Raw genomic sequence first — 15,073 nt, forward strand, 5'->3', positions numbered from 1 at the left:
ACGATTCCACGGCGGATCCACCGTGGGTTCCGCACCGGACCACGAACGGGCGAACTGCGGCCGACACGCGGGCCGACGAGGGCTGACGTCCCGTAGCATCCGGACCGGTCAAGCATCTGCCGGGCACGCGCGAAGCGGGGAGATTCCGATGGCTGTTCCGGACGCCCCGCCCGGCGGGGTACCGACCAGGGTCTCCACCACCGCGCTCGACCGGGCCGCAGCCTCGCTCGGCGCCATCGCCGACGACAGCACGGCCGCCGGCCGGACCGCCGACGGCTCCACCGGGCACGCGGCGACGAAGCTGGGCGGGTGGGACACCGCGGAGGCCCTGCGCGGCACGCTGCGGGAGTGGCACGAGCAGGTCGCCCAGCTCAACGGCCGGCTCAACCAGGAGGCCGGGATGATGCGGCAGACCCACACCAACTACCTGAGCGTCGAGCACGGCATCGCCATGTCGTTCCCCGGGGGTGCGTGAGCGTGCCGGGCTTCGAGGACGTACTGAAGGCCGACCTCTCCGGCCTGGCCCGGGCCGCCGCCGACTGGACCGCGATGGCCGGAGCGTACGAGGCCGTCCAGCACCGGCTGGAGCGCGAGGTGCTCCCGGTCACCGGGGGCAGCCTCTGGACCGGCCCCACCGCGGCCGCCGCCGACCTGCACCTGCGGCCCACCCGGCAGCAGACCGTCGACGCGCAGACCGAGGCCAGGGCCGTCGCCTCGATCATCGCGGACGCTCACGGCGACTTCGCGTCCGCGCAGGAGAGGCTGCGGCGGACGGTCCGGGCCGCGGAGGCCGACGGCATGCGGGTGACCGGCACCGGCGCCGTGGTGTTCGACCTCGGCGGCCTCGACCCGGCGCTCCGGGCCGACTACCGCCACGACGCCGACCAGCAGCGCGAACGCGCCGCGGCGGCCGGCCGGTGGGCCCGGCAGATCGAGGTCTGTCTGGAGGAGGCCACCGCCGCCGACCGGCGCGCCGCACTCCGGCTCCGCCGGGCCGCGAAGGTCGGCGACCCGGTGAACACCTTCAACGGCCGCGCGGTCGGCGGCGGCGACGCGGCCGACGCCGCGCGGGCCGCCGAGCTCGCCCGGCGGCTCGCCGACGGCGGCCGGCTCGGCCCGGAGGAGCTGGCCGAGCTGGCCGACCTGATGAAGGCCGACTCCGGCAGCCCGGAGTTCGGCCGGCCCCTGCTCACCACGCTCGGCCCCACCGGCCTGCTGCGGCTCGCCGACGAGCTGGACCTGCGGATCAACGCCCGCGGCGGACCGCCCGGAGCCCGGTACGAGGCGCTGCGGACCAGCCTCGCCGACACGGTCGCCGGCGCCACTCGTGATCCCTCCGGCGGGTTCTACCGGGACTTCCGCGCGGGCCTGCGGGAGGCCGGCCTCCGGAGCGTGAACGGGCACCGGCCCGGCGGCGGCGCGGAGCCCGTCTCCGGCTACCAGGCCCTCGCCACCCTGCTCCGGCACGGCGGCGCGGGCTACGGCAAGGACTTCCTGAACGACCTCGGCACCGACCTGCTCGACGCCGAGCGCAGCGGCCGCAGCCGCCCGGCGCACCAGTTCAACGGCCCGCGCCCGGACCTCGTGCACGACCCCCTCGACGGCGTGCTCGGGCTGATGGGCCGCAACCCGGAGGCCGCCGCCCTGTTCCTGGACCCGCAGTCCCCCGGCGCCCGGGACCGCCTGGCGTACCTGCTGCGCGACCGCACCTGGCCGTCGATGTCCGCCACCACCCTGTACGGGCCGCCGGTCGCCGATCCGCACACCCACCGGACCGGCCTCGCCGCCGCCCTGGTGGCGGCCGCCACCGGCGACGTCGCGGGCGGGACCTCCCGCCACGGCGGCCCGCACACCCCGGCACAGGCCCGCGTCCTCCAGGGCGCGATCGACGCGCTCGACGCGGACGGCCGGGGCACCGAGATCCACGAGGACCTCCGGGGGCCGCTGGCCGGAGCGCTCGCCGACTACGCGCAGGACACCCACCGGATCCTGAGCGAGCACGTCGGCACCGCCGCGCACGCCGGGGCCTGGGAGGAGGGCGGCGCCGGCAGGCTCGGCGGCACCAGCGACCGCCTGGTCCGGGTCCTGCGCGGCGTCGCCGAGGAGCCCGAGGCCTACGCGGCGCTCTACCGCGCCGAGCGCGCCGAGGCGGCGCGGACCGTGGCGGCGCTGCCGTCCGACCCGGGGGCGGACGACGCCGACCGCACCCTGCCCGGCCAGCGGGTCGGCACCGCGCTCGGCGCCTACGACGCCGTGCGCGCCTCGGTCCTGCTGGACGGGCAGGAGGACCGGATGGCGTGGGCGGACCGGACCGGCGCCCTGGTCTCCGCCCTGGGCGGCACCGCGGCCGGGTTCGTCCCCGAGGGCGGCGAACTCGCGGGCGCCCTGGCCGAGCACGGCGCCGGGGCCTGGGCCGAGCACGTCAAGGAGGAGGCGCAGCACCGGGGCAATCTGGACACCTCCGACAACCACACGGCCGGCCTGGTCCAGAGCCGGCGGATGGTGCTGGAGTGGGGCCGGGTGCACGGGTACGGCGCGGACGACCCGGTGGTCGACCGGATCTCCGCCGCCATGGACACCGGCCACGACACCGGCTACCACAACGCGGCCGTCGCCCTGGGCCGCAACGGCCGGAAGTGAGCCCGGGCCGCCGGCGGTGGCGGGCCCGGGAACGCGGGGTGCCCGGCACCCCGCGAGGGGTACCGGGCACCGCGGCAGCGGGACCGGGCCGTCAGGCGCCGATGGCGTGCAGGCCGCCGTCCACGTGGACGATCTCACCGGTGGTCTTCGGGAACCAGTCCGACAGCAGCGCGACGACGCCGCGGCCGGCCGGCTCCGGGTCGCTCAGGTCCCACTTCAGCGGGGAGCGCGCGTCCCAGGTGGCGGCCAGGTCGGGGAAGCCCGGGATGGACTTGGCGGCCATCGAGCCGATCGGGCCGGCCGAGATCAGGTTGCAGCGGACGCCGCGCTCGCCCAGGTAGCGCGCCAGGTAGCGGTTGGTGGACTCCAGCGCGGCCTTGGCCGGGCCCATCCAGTCGTACTGCGGCCAGGCGTACTGCGCGTCGAAGGTCAGACCGACGACCGAGCCGCCGTCCTGCATCAGCGGCAGCAGCGCCATCGTGAGCGACTTCAGCGAGAACGCCGAGACGTTCATCGCGGTGGCCACGGACTCCCACGGGGTGTCCAGGAAGTTGCCGCCGAGGGCGTCCTGCGGGGCGAAGCCGATCGAGTGGACGATGCCGTCCAGGCTCGGCAGGTGCTCGCGGACCTGGTCGGCGATGCCGGCCAGCTGCTCCTCACTGGAGACGTCCAGCTCCAGCACCTTGACCGGCTTCGGCAGCTTCTTGGCGATCCGCTCGGTCAGCGTCGGGCGCGGGAAGGCGGTGAGGATGACCTCGGCGCCCTGCTCCTGGGCGAGCTTCGCGGTGTGGAAGGCGATGGAGGACTCCATCAGCACCCCGGTGATCAGGATCCGCTTGCCCTCAAGGATTCCACTCATGTTCAGTGACCCATGCCCAATCCGCCGTCGACGGGAATGACGGCTCCGGTGATGTACGCGGCCTCGTCCGAACCGAGGAACCGCACGGTGTTGGCGACCTCGGCGGGCGCCGCGTAGCGGCCCAGCGGCACGCCCGCGACGATCTCCGCACGGCGCTCGTCGCTGAGCACTGCGGTCATGTCGGTGTCGACGAAGCCGGGGGCGACCACGTTGACGGTGATGTTGCGCGGGCCGAGCTCGCGCGCCAGCGAGCGCGCGAAGCCCACCAGGCCCGCCTTGGAGGCGGCGTAGTTGGCCTGGCCCGGGGAACCGGAGAGGCCGACCACCGAGGAGATCAGCACGACCCGGCCCTTGCGGGCACGCATCATCAGCTTCGACGCGCGCTTGACCACCCGGAACGCGCCGGTGAGGTTGGTGTCCACGACGGAGGTGAAGTCGTCCTCCGACATGCGCAGCAGCAGCGTGTCGTTGGTGATGCCGGCGTTGGCGACCAGCACCTCGACGCCGCCGTGCTTGGCCTCGATCTCGGTGAACGCCGCGTCGACCTGGGCGCTGTCGGTGATGTCGCAGCGCACCGCGAGCACGTCGTACTTGGCCAGTTCCTCGGGCACCTCGCCCGAGCGGCTGGTGATGGCGACCTTGTCGCCCGCCTCGGCGAAGGCCAGGGCGATCGCGAGGCCGATGCCCCGGTTTCCTCCGGTGACGAGAACCGAGCGGCTCAACGATCCACCTCTCTCCGTAAGTGTGCGTACGTCGGAATGCGCACGCAGTGTGACGCTATCGGTCGGTACCGGACGGAGACGCATCGGGCTCCCACAGCGCCTCACCGGCGGAACTGTCGCAATCCGACAATCCGTGACGGCGCCGGTCCGGCGGCGGCCGTGCTCGCGCCGGGCGGGCCCCGCCCGGCGCGAGCGGGCCGTCCGGGCCCCGGTGACGGAACTCCGCCGGGCCCGGTCACCCACGTGCCGCGGGAACACCCGGACGGACGCACCCGTTGCCCCCGGTGGTGCGGCACCACCGGGGTCGACCGTACCGCTTCCCCTGGACCGGCCCCGGCGCACGCGTGGCCCCGTGGCCCGCGGCGAGCACCGCAGACGAGCGAAGGCGGACCGCGGATGAACGAGGCACGGCCCGGAACCACCCACCGGCGAGGACGACTGCTGGCCCTGGCCGCCCTGGTGGCCGGCGCGGGGGCGGCGGCCTGGTCGCTGCGCGACCTGCCGGCGGCGTTCGGACGCCGGCCGGACGGCGAGCACGACGAGCGGGTGCGCAACTCGCCGCAGTACCGGGACGGCGTCTTCCACAACGCGCCCTCCACCGTCGCCAGGACCGAGGCCGCCCCCGGCATCGACCGGGACGGCATGCGCCGGATGCTGTTCCAGCGCGAGGGCCGGGTGCCCACCCGCCCGGTGCCGACCGTCCGCCCGGCCGGCGGGCCGCGGCCGGCCGCCGAGGGCGTCGAGGTCACCTGGTACGGGCACGCCTCCGCGCTGGTCGAGGTCGAGGGCGCCCGGGTGCTGCTCGACCCGGTCTGGAGCGACCGCTGCTCCCCCGCCGCGCACGTCGGTCCGAAGCGGCTGCACCCCGTGCCGGTGGAGCTGGAGGAGCTTCCGCAGGTCGACGCGGTGCTGATCTCGCACGACCACTACGACCACCTGGACATGGCGACGGTCAGGCGGCTGGTCCGCAGCCAGTCCGCGCCGTTCGCCGTCCCGCTCGGCATCGGCTCCCACCTGCGCCGCTGGGGCGTCCCGGAGCACCGGATCATCGAGCTGGACTGGGACGAGACCTGCACCCTCGGCGAGCTGACGGTCACCCTGACCGCCGCCCACCACTTCTCCGGCCGCGGCCTGACCCGCAACACCACCCTCTGGGGCTCCTGGGTGATCGCCGGACCGACCCGTCGGGTCTTCTACACCGGGGACTCCGGCTACTTCGAGGGCTACGCCAGGATCGGCGCCGAGCACGGCCCGTTCGACGCCGCGCTGGTCCAGATCGGCGCCTACGACACGGCCTGGGCCGACATCCACATGACGCCGGAGGACGCCGTCCGCGCCCACCGCGAACTCGGCGCCGGCCTGCTGGTCCCGGTCCACTGGTGCACCTTCAACCTGGCCCCGCACCCCTGGTCCGAGCCGATCGAGCGACTGCTCGTGGAGGCCAAGCAGCAGGCCGTCCCGATCGCCGTGCCGCGCCCCGGCGAGCGGGTCGACGTCGACAACCCGCCGGAGCTGGACGGCTGGTGGGAGGGCGTCGTCTGACGCCGCGCCGACCGGCGCCGCACCGCCGCGGGAAAGCCCGGCGGGTCACGCGGAAATGCGCTGGCCCAAACCCCCTGGACCGGACATGATGCGGTGCGGGCACCCCTGTGCAGGGGCCGCCCGCACCGCCGTCCCCCCGATCAGGGAGTCCGATTGCCCGCGATGCCCCCGACCAGCAGCGCCGGCGTCCCGCACGGACGCGCCGTCGACCCGCTGTTCCTCGCCTACCCGCTGCGCGCCCTGGCCGACGCCGCCCTCACCCGGGCGCGCGAACTCGGCGCCTCGCACGCCGACTTCCGCCTGGAACGGGTCCGCAGCGCCTCCTGGCGGCTGCGCGACGCCCGGCCGGCCGGGACCTCCGACAGCGTCCAGCTCGGATTCGCCGTCCGGGTGCTGCTGGACGGCGCGTGGGGCTTCGCGGCCGGGGTGGACCTCACCACGGCCGCGGCGGCCGGGGTGGCGGAGCAGGCCGTCGCCGTGGCCCGCCTCTCCGGCGGGATCAGCCGCGCGGCCGGGTCGACGGAGCGGGTCGAGCTGGCGGACGAGCCGGTCCACCGGGACGTCACCTGGGTCTCCGCGTACGAGGTGAACCCCTTCGAGGTGCCGGACGCGGAGAAGACCTCGCTGCTCGCCGACTGGAGCTCCCGGCTGCTGGCCGCCGGGGGCGTCTCGCACGTCCAGGCCACGCTGCTGACGGTGCAGGAGAACAAGTTCTACGCCGACACCGCCGGCACCGTCACCACCCAGCAGCGGATCCGGCTGCACCCGGAGCTGGAGGCCACCTCGGTGGACGAGCGCACCGGGGCCTTCGACTCGATGCGCACCCTGGCCCCGCCGGTCGGGCGCGGCTGGGAGTACCTCGCGGGCTTCCGGGGGGCGTCCCCCGGCGGGTCGGGGCAGCAGGGCGGCGTCTGGGACTGGGACGCCGAACTCGCCGAACTGCCCGTACTGCTGGCGGAGAAGATGAAGGCGCCGAGCATCGAGGCCGGACGCTACGACCTGGTGATCGACCCGTCCAACCTCTGGCTGACCATCCACGAGTCGATCGGCCACGCGACCGAGCTGGACCGCGCGCTCGGCTACGAGGCCGCCTACGCCGGAACCTCCTTCGCCACCTTCGACAAGCTCGGCTCGCTGAAGTACGGCTCCGAGCTGATGCACGTCACCGGCGACCGCACCGCCGAGCACGGGCTCGCCACCGTCGGCTACGACGACGAGGGCGTCGCCACCCGGTCCTGGGACCTCGTCAAGGACGGTGTGCTGGTCGGCTACCAGCTGGATCGCGCGATGGCCCGGCTGAAGGGCTTCGACCGGTCCAACGGCTGCGCCTTCGCCGACTCCCCCGCGCACGTCCCGGTCCAGCGGATGGCCAACGTCTCGCTCCAGCCCGCCGCCGACGGGCCGTCCACCGAGGGTCTGTTCGCGGGCGTGGAGAACGGCCTCTACATCGTCGGCGACCGCTCCTGGTCGATCGACATGCAGCGGTACAACTTCCAGTTCACCGGCCAGCGCGCGTACGCCATCAAGAACGGCGAACTCGCCGGCCAGGTGAAGGACTTCGCCTACCAGGCCACCACCACCGACTTCTGGGGCTCGATGGCGGCCGTCGGCGGCCCGCAGACCTACGTCCTCGGCGGGGCCTTCAACTGCGGCAAGGCGCAGCCCGGCCAGGTCGCGGCGGTCAGCCACGGCTGCCCGTCGGCGCTGTTCCGCAACGTCAACGTGCTCAACACCCAGCAGGAGGCGGGTCACTGATGGCCGCGACGCAGCCCCACGAACTCGTCGAGCTGGCACTCGGCCTCTCCCGCGCGGACGGATGCGTGGTGATCGCCGACGAGGAGTCCACCGCCAATCTCCGCTGGGCCGGCAATGCGCTGACCACCAACGGCGTCACCCGGGGCCGCCGGCTCACCGTGATCGCCACGGTGGCCGGCGCCGAGGGCACCGCCTCCGGGGTGGTCTCGCGCGAGGCCGTCGTCCCGGACGAGGTGGAGGGCCTGGTCCGGGCGGCGGAGGAGGCCGCCCGGGCCGCCGGACCGGCCGAGGACGCCCAGCCGCTGATCGCCGACCGGCCGTCCTCGCCGGACTTCACGGCCCCGCCCGCCGAGACCTCGATCGAGGTGTTCGCGGCCTTCGCCCCGGCCCTCGGCGAGGCCTTCGCCCGCGCCGCCGCGCAGGGCGAGCTGCTCTACGGCTTCGCCCGGCACGAGCTGGTCTGCAGCTACCTCGGCACCTCCACCGGCCTGCGGCTGCGCCACGACCAGCCCACCGGCATGGTCGAGGTGAACGCCAAGACCGCCGACCTCTCCGGCTCGGCCTGGGCCGGCGCCGCCACCCGCGACTTCTCCGACGTCGACGTCGCCGACCTGCACGCCCAGCTCACCCGGCGGCTCGCCTGGGGCGCCCGCAAGGTCGAGCTTCCGGCCGGCCGGTACGAGACGCTGCTGCCGCCCTCGGCGGTGGCCGACCTGATGGTCTACCTGAGCTGGTCCGCGGGCGGTCGCGACGCCTTCGAGGGCCGGACGGTGTTCTCCAAGCCCGGCGGCGGCACCCGGATCGGCGACAAGCTCAGCGGGCTGCCGCTGACCCTGCGCTCCGACCCGGCCGAGCCGGGGCTGGAGACCTCGCCGTTCGTGCTGGTGCACTCCACCGGCGGGGACGCCTCGGTGTTCGACAACGGCGCCGGGCTGAGCGCGACCGACTGGATCCGCGACGGCGAGCTGGCCGGCCTGGTCACCAACCGGTTCTCCGCCGGGCTGACCGGCCTGCCGGTGCGCCCGGCCGTCGACAGCCTCGTCCTGGAGACGGCCGACCAGGCGGCCGCGCCGACCCTGGACGAGATGATCGCCCGCACCGAGCGCGGCCTGCTGCTCACCTGCCTCTGGTACATCCGCGAAGTGGACCCGGCGACGCTGCTGCTCACCGGACTCACCCGGGACGGCGTGTACCTGGTGGAGAACGGCGAGGTGGTCGGCGCGGTCAACAACTTCCGGTTCAACGAGTCGCCGGTCGAGCTGCTCGGCCGGATCACCGAGGTGGGCCGCACCGAGCGCTGCCTGCCGCGAGAGTGGAGCGACTGGTTCACCCGGACGGCGATGCCGCCGGTGCGGGTGCCCGACTTCAACATGAGTTCGGTCAGCCAGGCCTCGTAGGCGGTCGCGGCGGGCCTGGCCCCCGGGGGGAAGGATCGAGAGAGTGGACGAGAAGCGCACGGTCAGGACCAGCAAGATGCTGTCGCGCATCCTGCGGCACGATCCGGGCCGGGCCGGGATCACCCTGGACGCGGCCGGCTGGGTCCGGGTCGACGTACTGCTGGCCGGCCTGGCGGCCCGCGGCTCCAGGCTGACCCGGGCCGAGCTGGACCACGTGGTCGAGACCAACAACAAACGCCGCTTCGCCTACTCCGAGGACGGCCTCTCGATCCGGGCCAGCCAGGGCCACACGGTGGCGGTCGACCTCGGTCTGGCCGCCGCCGAGCCGCCGACGGTGCTGTTCCACGGCACCGCCACCCGGAACCTGGGCCCGATCTTCCGGGAGGGCCTGCTGCCGATGGCCCGGCAGGACGTCCACCTCTCCGCCGACACCGAGACGGCCGTACGGGTCGGCTCCCGGCACGGCCGCCCGGTGGTGCTGACGGTGGACGCGGCCGCGATGGCGGCGGCCGGCCACCAGTTCCGGATCAGCGCGAACGGCGTCTGGCTGACCGACGCCGTCCCGCCGGAGTACCTCTCCCAGCCGCAGTAGCGCGTGTCCGTCCGACCCGGTCTCGTCGCCGGCCACCTCGCGGCGTACCGTGAGGAGGCCGTGCGACGAGTGCGGGTGCTTGGACGAGGACGGTTGGACATGGACAGAAGCTCCGGCAGCGGACCGGTCTACCGGATCACGGGGGCGCGCAGCAGTCTCACCGAGGACGTCCGCGGGCGGCAGCGCCGCTATGTGGCCTCGATGCTCCTGCGCACCCTCTGTGTCCTGGCGGCGGTGGTGCTGTGGGACATCCAGCGGTGGCTGGCGTTCGCCGCGCTCGCGGGCGGGGTGCTGATGCCGTACTTCGCCGTGCTGATAGCCAATGCCGGCCGGGAGAAGGCCCCGGGGCTGCCGAGCACCTTCGACATGCCCCCGGACGTCCCGCTGATGCTCGGCCCCGGTGGGACGGGTGGGGCGGGCGCGACGCACGGGACCGGAGCGACGGACGGTGCTGCCACCGATTCTTCACAGAGCTCAACCTGACCGACCGTTTTGCGGTGGCCTGCGGCGACTTGTCGAGCAGAAACCTCAGGAGAAGCTCAGATTAATCATGCAAGACCTCCCCAAACCGGGGCTCGGTCGTGACATACTGCGTACGCGCTCCGCATCCCCCGTCGGAGCGACGGACCGACGCCGGGCGGCTCCCCCCGTGGCTGCCCGGCGTCGCCATGCCCTCGTCCGGGCAGGGCGCGGGGGCGTACCCGCACGCGTGAAAGACTGGCGGTGCAGACCCACCCGCCACACGTTCGAGGACGGCTCCGATGGACACCCCGCAGACCGCCATCTGCTCCGCCAAGGGCTGCCGGGCGGACGCCCTCTGGGTGTTGGTCTGGAACAACCCCAAGCTGCACACCCCGGACCGCCGCAAGACCTGGGCGGCCTGCGACGAGCACCGCGAGCACCTCTCCCAGTTCCTGGGCGTGCGCGGCTTCCTCAAGGAGGTCGTCACCGTCGCGGACTGGACCCCCGAGGACGCGCGCGACGCGTCCTGAGCGGCCGGCCCGGCAGCACTGCCCGCCCGGCACGCCGATCCGCCAGGTCCTGTCCGGGCGCTCCGGCCGTGTCGCCCGGCAGGACCGACCGGACACGGACTAGCCGCCGATCGCCGACATCGGCCGCTCGGGCTGGTGGAACTCCGGGGCGTCGATCCCGGCGCCGGCCTTCTTGCCCCACATCGCCGCACGCCAGAGCTCACCGATCTCGGCGTCGCCGGCGCCCGAGCGCAGGGCGGTCCGCAGGTCCGTCTCCCCGGTCGCGAAGAGGCAGTTGCGCACCTGGCCGTCGGCGGTCAGCCGGGTCCGGTCACAGGCGCGGCAGAACGGGCGGGTCACCGAGGCGATCACCCCGACCCGGCCGGGGCCGCCGTCCACCAGCCAGCGCTCGGCCGGGGCCGCCCCGCGCCGGGCGGAGGGCTCGGGGGTGAGCGCGAACCGGGCCGAGAGCCGCTCCAGGATCTCTTCCGCGGTGATCATCGACGAGCGGTCCCAGCCGTGCTGGGCGTCCAGCGGCATCTGCTCGATGAACCGCAGCTCGTAGCGGCGCTCCAGGCACCAGGCGAGCAGGTCGGGCGCCTCGTGGTCGTTGATCCCGCGCATCAGCACGGCGTTCAGCTTGACCGGCAGCAGTCCGGCCGCCTCCGCGGCGGCCAGGCCGTCCAGCACGTCCTGGTGCCGGCTGCGCCGGGTGAGGATCCGGAAGGTCTCCGGGTCGAGTGTGTCGAGCGAGACGTTCACCCGGTCCAGCCCGGCGGCCCGCAGCGCCTCGGCGGTCCGGGCGAGGCCGACGGCGTTGGTGGTGAGGGAGAGCTCGGGGCGGGGTTCGAGGTCCGCGCAGGCGGCGACGATGCCCACCAGCCCCGGCCGCAGCAGCGGCTCGCCGCCGGTGAACCGGACCTCCCGGACACCGAGGTCGCGCACGGCGATCTCCACCAGCCGGACGATCTCCTCGTCGGTGAGCAGCTCCGGCTTGGCCAGCCACTGCAGGCCCTCCTCGGGCATGCAGTAGGTGCAGCGCAGATTGCACCGGTCGGTGAGGGAGACCCGCAGGTCGACGGCCTGCCGGCCGAAGGTGTCGAGGAGCACGGCAGTCCCTTCCCGAGTGTGGTGGCCGATGACACGGCCGGCCCGGCCGCCGCAACGGCGGGCCGGGCCAGCTTAGTCATCGTGTGCCCGTCAGTGGGCGCCCAGTCCGGTCAGTGAGCGGACCTCCAGTTCAGCGTACTTCTCCCCGTCGGCCCGCTCCTTGGAGAGCAGGGTTCCGATCCAGCCGGCCAGGAAGCCGACCGGGATGGAGACCAGGCCGGGGTTCTCCAGCGGGAACCAGTGGAAGTCCGAGTGCGGGAAGAGCGCGTTCTTCCCGCCGGAGACCACCGGGGAGAAGAACACCAGCGTCACCGAGGTGATCAGGCCCGCGTAGACCGAGCTGACCGCGCCCGCGGTGGTGAAGCGCTTCCAGAACAGCGAGTAGAGCAGGGTGGGCAGGTTGGCCGAGGCCGCCACCGCGAAGGCCAGCGCGACCAGCGCCGCGGTGTTGAGCTTGCCCGCGAAGAGGCTGAGGACGATCGCGACCGCACCGATCGCGACCGCCGCCCACTTCGCCGACAGCACCTCCTCCTTCTCCGTGGCCCGCCCGCGCCGGATGACGTTGGCGTAGAGGTCGTGAGCGAAGGAGGCCGAGGAGGCCAGGGTGAGGCCGGCCACCACGGCCAGGATGGTGGCGAAGGCGACCGCGGAGATCACCGCGAGCAGGATCGCGCCGCCGGTCGACCCCGCGCCGCCGCCCAGCACCTCGGCCAGTTGCGGCGCGGCCGTGTTGCCGGACGGGCTGACGCCCTTGATCGCCTTGGGGCCGACCAGCGCCGCTGCGCCGAAGCCGAGCGCCAGGGTCATCAGGTAGAAGCCGCCGATGATGCCGATCGCCCAGAGCACCGACTTCCGGGCCGCCTTGGCGGTGGGCACGGTGTAGAAGCGGACCAGGATGTGCGGCAGGCCGCCCGTACCGAGCACCAGCGCGATCCCGAGGCTGAGGAAGTCCAGCTTGCTCGTCCCGCTGGCCCCGTACTTCAGCCCCGGCTCCAGGAACGCGGCCCCCTTGCCGCTGGCGTCGGCCGCTGCGCCCAGCAGCTCCGAGGGGTTGAAGTGGTACTTGGCCAGCACCAGGACGGTCATCAGCCCGGTGCCGGCGATCAGCAGCACCGCCTTGACGATCTGCACCCAGGTGGTGCCCTTCATCCCGCCGATCACCACGTAGATCACCATCAGCGCGCCGACCGCCACGATGGTGCCCTGCTTGGCGGTTTCCCCGCTGACGCCCAGCAGCAGCGCCACCAGCGACCCGGCGCCGACCATCTGGGCGAGCAGGTAGAAGATCGACACGACGATGGTGGAGATGCCGGCCGCGGTCCGCACCGGCCGCTGGCGCATCCGGAACGCGAGCACGTCCGCCATGGTGTAGCGGCCCGAGTTGCGCAGCGGCTCGGCGACCAGCAGCAGCGCCACCAGCCAGGCCACCAGGAAGCCGATCGAGTAGAGGAAGCCGTCGTAACCGGAGAGCGCGATGACCCCGGCGATGCCGAGGAACGAGGCGGCGGACATGTAGTCGCCGGAGATGGCCAGGCCGTTCTGGAAGCCGGTGAATCCGCGGCCGCCGGCGTAGAAGTCGGAGGCGCTCCTGGTCTGCCGGCCGGCCCAGATGGTGATGGCCAGGGTGGCCGCCACGAAGAGCCCGAAGAGGGTCAGCGTGAGGACGCGGTGCTCCGAGGCGGAGGCGGCGAGGCTGGAGGGGACGAGGCCCGCGGCGAGCGGGGAGTCGGCGGACTGCGTCATTCGGCGGCCTCCCGAGGGGCGTGGACGACCGCGCCGCGCGCCTCGCGGATCGCGGCCGCACGCGGGTCGATCCGCCGGTCCGCGTAGCGGGCGTACCAGGCCGCGATGGCGAAGGTGGTGACGAACTGCAGCAGGCCCAGCACCAGCGCGACGTTGATGTGCCCGGCCACCTTGGTGCCCATCAGACCGGGCGCGTAGCTGGAGAGCAGGACGTAGAGCAGGTACCAGAGGACGAATCCGATGGTGACCGGGAAGGCGAAGCTCCGGAACGAGCGCCGCAGGGCGCGGAACTCCTCGCTCTCCTCGATGAGTTGGACTTCCGTAGGGGCAGTGGTGATCGGCGGCGATTCCACTCTGTCTCCTCACTCCTTCGGCATAGTGGTCGCACCAGTGGAACGATCCGACGTGAGTGGCGTCACAGTCCGGATACGCGCCGCGCAATGCTAGGAGCGTCATGCCCGACCCGAAAGGGGTTGACCGCGATCAGCCGGCCGTTCACCCCCTCGCACTATTCAATTGGCCGAAAATCACCGCACGAACCATGCCGAAGGGGCGGCACCGGGCAACGGTGCCGCCCCTGGTGACGATACGTCAGAAGGCGATCCGGACCTTCAGCGCCGAGCGGTCGTCCATCGCGCGGTAGCCGTCCGGGACCTCCTCCAGACCGACCGTGCGGTCGAAGACCAGGCCGGGCTCGATGACGCCGTTGAGCACGTCCGGCAGCAGCTCGGGGATGTAGGCGCGGGCCGGCGCGACGCCACCGTTCAGCGACACGTTTCGGCCGAACATCTGACCGATGTCGACGCCGGCGCTGCCGCCGTGCGGTACGCCCACGTAGCCGACCGCGCCGCCGTCGCGGGTGATCGAGATCGCCGTACGCATCGACTCCTCGGTGCCCACCGCCTCCAGCACGGCGTGCGCGCCCTGGCCGCCGGTCAGCTCCCTGACCGCCTCGATCGCGGCCTCGCCGCGCTCGGCGACCACGTCGGTCGCCCCGAACCGGCGGGCCAGGTCGGTGCGGGCGGTGTGCCGGCCGAGCGCGATGATCCGGCCCGCGCCGAGCCGGTGGGCCGCCAGCACCCCGCACAGGCCCACCGCACCGTCGCCGACCACCGCGACCGTGGCGCCCGGGCGCACCCGCGCGGAGACGGCCGCGTGGTGCCCGGTGGCCATCACGTCGGAGAGCGCGAGCAGACTGGGCAGCAGCTTCTCCTCGCCCACCGCCTCCTTCGGCAGCGCGACCAGCGTGCCGTCGGCGAAGGGGACGCGGACGGCCTCGCCCTGACCGCCGTCCGAACCGACCTGGCCCCAGAACCCGCCGTGCGGGCACGAGGTGTGCAGGCCTTCGCGACAGAAGTCACAGGTGCCGTCCGACCAGACGAACGGCGCCACCACCAGGTCGCCGGGTGTGAAGCCGGTCACCTCGGAGCCGACCGCCTCCACCACGCCGAGGAACTCGTGCCCGATCCGCTGACCGGCCACCCGGGCCGCCACGCCCCGGTAGGCCCACAGGTCACTGCCGCAGATGCAGGCGTTGACCACACGCACCACGGCGTCCGTCGGGTGCTGGACGACCGGGTCCGGCACGTCCTCGATCCGGATGTCGTTGGGGCCGTGGATCACGGTGGCGCGCATGGTGGTTCGCCCTTCGGGGGGAGACGGCCGCACGGGGGTGCTGGGCGGCCGGGAGAATTCGACTGGATGTACGACGAATACCCTGACCACTCTATTCCGGCCCGGCC

14 protein-coding genes are annotated in these 15,073 nt (G+C 73.6%); 8 read left to right on the plus strand and 6 right to left on the minus strand.

Annotated features, from left to right (window positions below; translation table 11 throughout):
• Nucleotides 1–148 precede the first annotated feature (148 nt).
• Both ACF9IK_RS09860 and ACF9IK_RS09865 read left to right on the plus strand, forming a co-directional pair.
• Complete coding sequence (locus tag ACF9IK_RS09860) at nt 149–475, plus strand: WXG100 family type VII secretion target (RefSeq protein WP_395293858.1); 327 nt, start codon at nt 149–151, stop codon at nt 473–475.
• Nucleotides 472–2,640 (plus strand): hypothetical protein, encoded by a 2,169-nt coding sequence (locus ACF9IK_RS09865; protein ID WP_395293859.1) that lies wholly within the window; start codon nt 472–474, stop codon nt 2,638–2,640. Before ACF9IK_RS09860 ends, ACF9IK_RS09865 begins: the two co-directional genes overlap by 4 nt.
• 91 nt (nt 2,641–2,731) lie before the next feature.
• Here ACF9IK_RS09865 and fabI read toward each other — a convergent pair whose 3' ends face one another.
• Together fabI and fabG are read right to left on the minus strand one after the other, a co-directional pair.
• The gene (gene fabI, locus ACF9IK_RS09870; protein WP_395293860.1) at nt 2,732–3,499 is read right to left on the minus strand and encodes an enoyl-ACP reductase FabI; all 768 of its coding nucleotides are present in this window, start codon (nt 3,497–3,499) and stop codon (nt 2,732–2,734) included.
• Nucleotides 3,500–3,501: 2 nt separating this feature from the next.
• A complete protein-coding gene (gene fabG / locus ACF9IK_RS09875) occupies nt 3,502–4,221 on the minus strand; it encodes a 3-oxoacyl-[acyl-carrier-protein] reductase (RefSeq protein WP_395293861.1) in 720 nt (239 codons plus the stop codon).
• A gap of 396 nt (nt 4,222–4,617) precedes the next feature.
• On the opposite strand from fabG, the gene ACF9IK_RS09880 reads away from it, so the two are divergent.
• The 6 genes from ACF9IK_RS09880 (at nt 4,618) to ACF9IK_RS09905 (ending at nt 10,499) form a co-directional block, all read left to right on the plus strand.
• The gene (locus tag ACF9IK_RS09880) at nt 4,618–5,763 is read left to right on the plus strand and encodes an MBL fold metallo-hydrolase (protein WP_395293862.1); all 1,146 of its coding nucleotides are present in this window, start codon (nt 4,618–4,620) and stop codon (nt 5,761–5,763) included.
• A 162-nt stretch (nt 5,764–5,925) separates the two neighbouring features.
• Nucleotides 5,926–7,518, plus strand: coding sequence for a TldD/PmbA family protein (locus ACF9IK_RS09885; RefSeq protein ID WP_395298530.1), 1,593 nt, complete (start codon nt 5,926–5,928; stop codon nt 7,516–7,518).
• A complete protein-coding gene (locus ACF9IK_RS09890) occupies nt 7,518–8,915 on the plus strand; it encodes a metallopeptidase TldD-related protein (RefSeq protein ID WP_395293863.1) in 1,398 nt (465 codons plus the stop codon). The genes ACF9IK_RS09885 and ACF9IK_RS09890 overlap by 1 nt, the downstream gene beginning before the upstream one ends.
• A 43-nt stretch (nt 8,916–8,958) precedes the next feature.
• Nucleotides 8,959–9,507, plus strand: coding sequence for an RNA 2'-phosphotransferase (locus ACF9IK_RS09895; RefSeq protein WP_395293864.1), 549 nt, complete (start codon nt 8,959–8,961; stop codon nt 9,505–9,507).
• A gap of 99 nt (nt 9,508–9,606) precedes the next feature.
• A complete protein-coding gene (locus ACF9IK_RS09900; RefSeq protein WP_395293865.1) occupies nt 9,607–9,990 on the plus strand; it encodes a DUF3099 domain-containing protein in 384 nt (127 codons plus the stop codon).
• Nucleotides 9,991–10,268: 278 nt separating this feature from the next.
• On the plus strand, nt 10,269–10,499 hold the full coding sequence (locus ACF9IK_RS09905; RefSeq protein ID WP_395293866.1) for a hypothetical protein: 231 nt from the start codon (nt 10,269–10,271) through the stop codon (nt 10,497–10,499).
• Between the two features lie 99 nt (nt 10,500–10,598).
• Here the strand turns inward: ACF9IK_RS09905 and moaA are convergent, their stop codons facing one another.
• The 4 genes from moaA to ACF9IK_RS09925 all read right to left on the minus strand — a co-directional run bounded on the left by moaA (nt 10,599) and on the right by ACF9IK_RS09925 (nt 14,966).
• Complete coding sequence (gene moaA / locus ACF9IK_RS09910; RefSeq protein WP_395293867.1) at nt 10,599–11,588, minus strand: GTP 3',8-cyclase MoaA; 990 nt, start codon at nt 11,586–11,588, stop codon at nt 10,599–10,601.
• A 90-nt stretch (nt 11,589–11,678) separates the two neighbouring features.
• Nucleotides 11,679–13,331 carry a solute symporter family protein gene (locus ACF9IK_RS09915; protein WP_395293868.1) on the minus strand — a complete coding sequence of 551 codons (1,653 nt, stop codon included), beginning with the start codon at nt 13,329–13,331 and terminating at the stop codon, nt 11,679–11,681.
• Nucleotides 13,328–13,684: a DUF485 domain-containing protein gene (locus ACF9IK_RS09920; RefSeq protein ID WP_395293869.1), complete on the minus strand. Its 357-nt coding sequence runs from the start codon at nt 13,682–13,684 to the stop codon at nt 13,328–13,330. Before ACF9IK_RS09920 ends, ACF9IK_RS09915 begins: the two co-directional genes overlap by 4 nt.
• A gap of 238 nt (nt 13,685–13,922) precedes the next feature.
• A complete protein-coding gene (locus ACF9IK_RS09925) occupies nt 13,923–14,966 on the minus strand; it encodes a zinc-dependent alcohol dehydrogenase family protein (protein WP_395293870.1) in 1,044 nt (347 codons plus the stop codon).
• Between the last annotated feature and the right edge of the window lie 107 nt (nt 14,967–15,073).

It is taken from the genome of Kitasatospora hibisci, from assembly GCF_043950205.1.
GTDB lineage: Bacteria > Actinomycetota > Actinomycetes > Streptomycetales > Streptomycetaceae > Kitasatospora > Kitasatospora hibisci.

Bases quoted from the DNA above. Each gene is read 5' to 3' on its own strand.
- ACF9IK_RS09905 (WP_395293866.1), top strand. From the start codon at position 10,269: ATGGACACCCCGCAGACCGCCATCTGCTCCGCCAAGGGCTGCCGGGCG.
- fabI (WP_395293860.1), bottom strand. From the start codon at position 3,499: ATGAGTGGAATCCTTGAGGGCAAGCGGATCCTGATCACCGGGGTGCTG.
- ACF9IK_RS09885 (WP_395298530.1), top strand. From the start codon at position 5,926: ATGCCCCCGACCAGCAGCGCCGGCGTCCCGCACGGACGCGCCGTCGAC.
- ACF9IK_RS09900 (WP_395293865.1), top strand. From the start codon at position 9,607: ATGGACAGAAGCTCCGGCAGCGGACCGGTCTACCGGATCACGGGGGCG.
- ACF9IK_RS09860 (WP_395293858.1), top strand. From the start codon at position 149: ATGGCTGTTCCGGACGCCCCGCCCGGCGGGGTACCGACCAGGGTCTCC.
- ACF9IK_RS09915 (WP_395293868.1), bottom strand. From the start codon at position 13,331: ATGACGCAGTCCGCCGACTCCCCGCTCGCCGCGGGCCTCGTCCCCTCC.
- ACF9IK_RS09890 (WP_395293863.1), top strand. From the start codon at position 7,518: ATGGCCGCGACGCAGCCCCACGAACTCGTCGAGCTGGCACTCGGCCTC.
- ACF9IK_RS09880 (WP_395293862.1), top strand. From the start codon at position 4,618: ATGAACGAGGCACGGCCCGGAACCACCCACCGGCGAGGACGACTGCTG.
- ACF9IK_RS09925 (WP_395293870.1), bottom strand. From the start codon at position 14,966: ATGCGCGCCACCGTGATCCACGGCCCCAACGACATCCGGATCGAGGAC.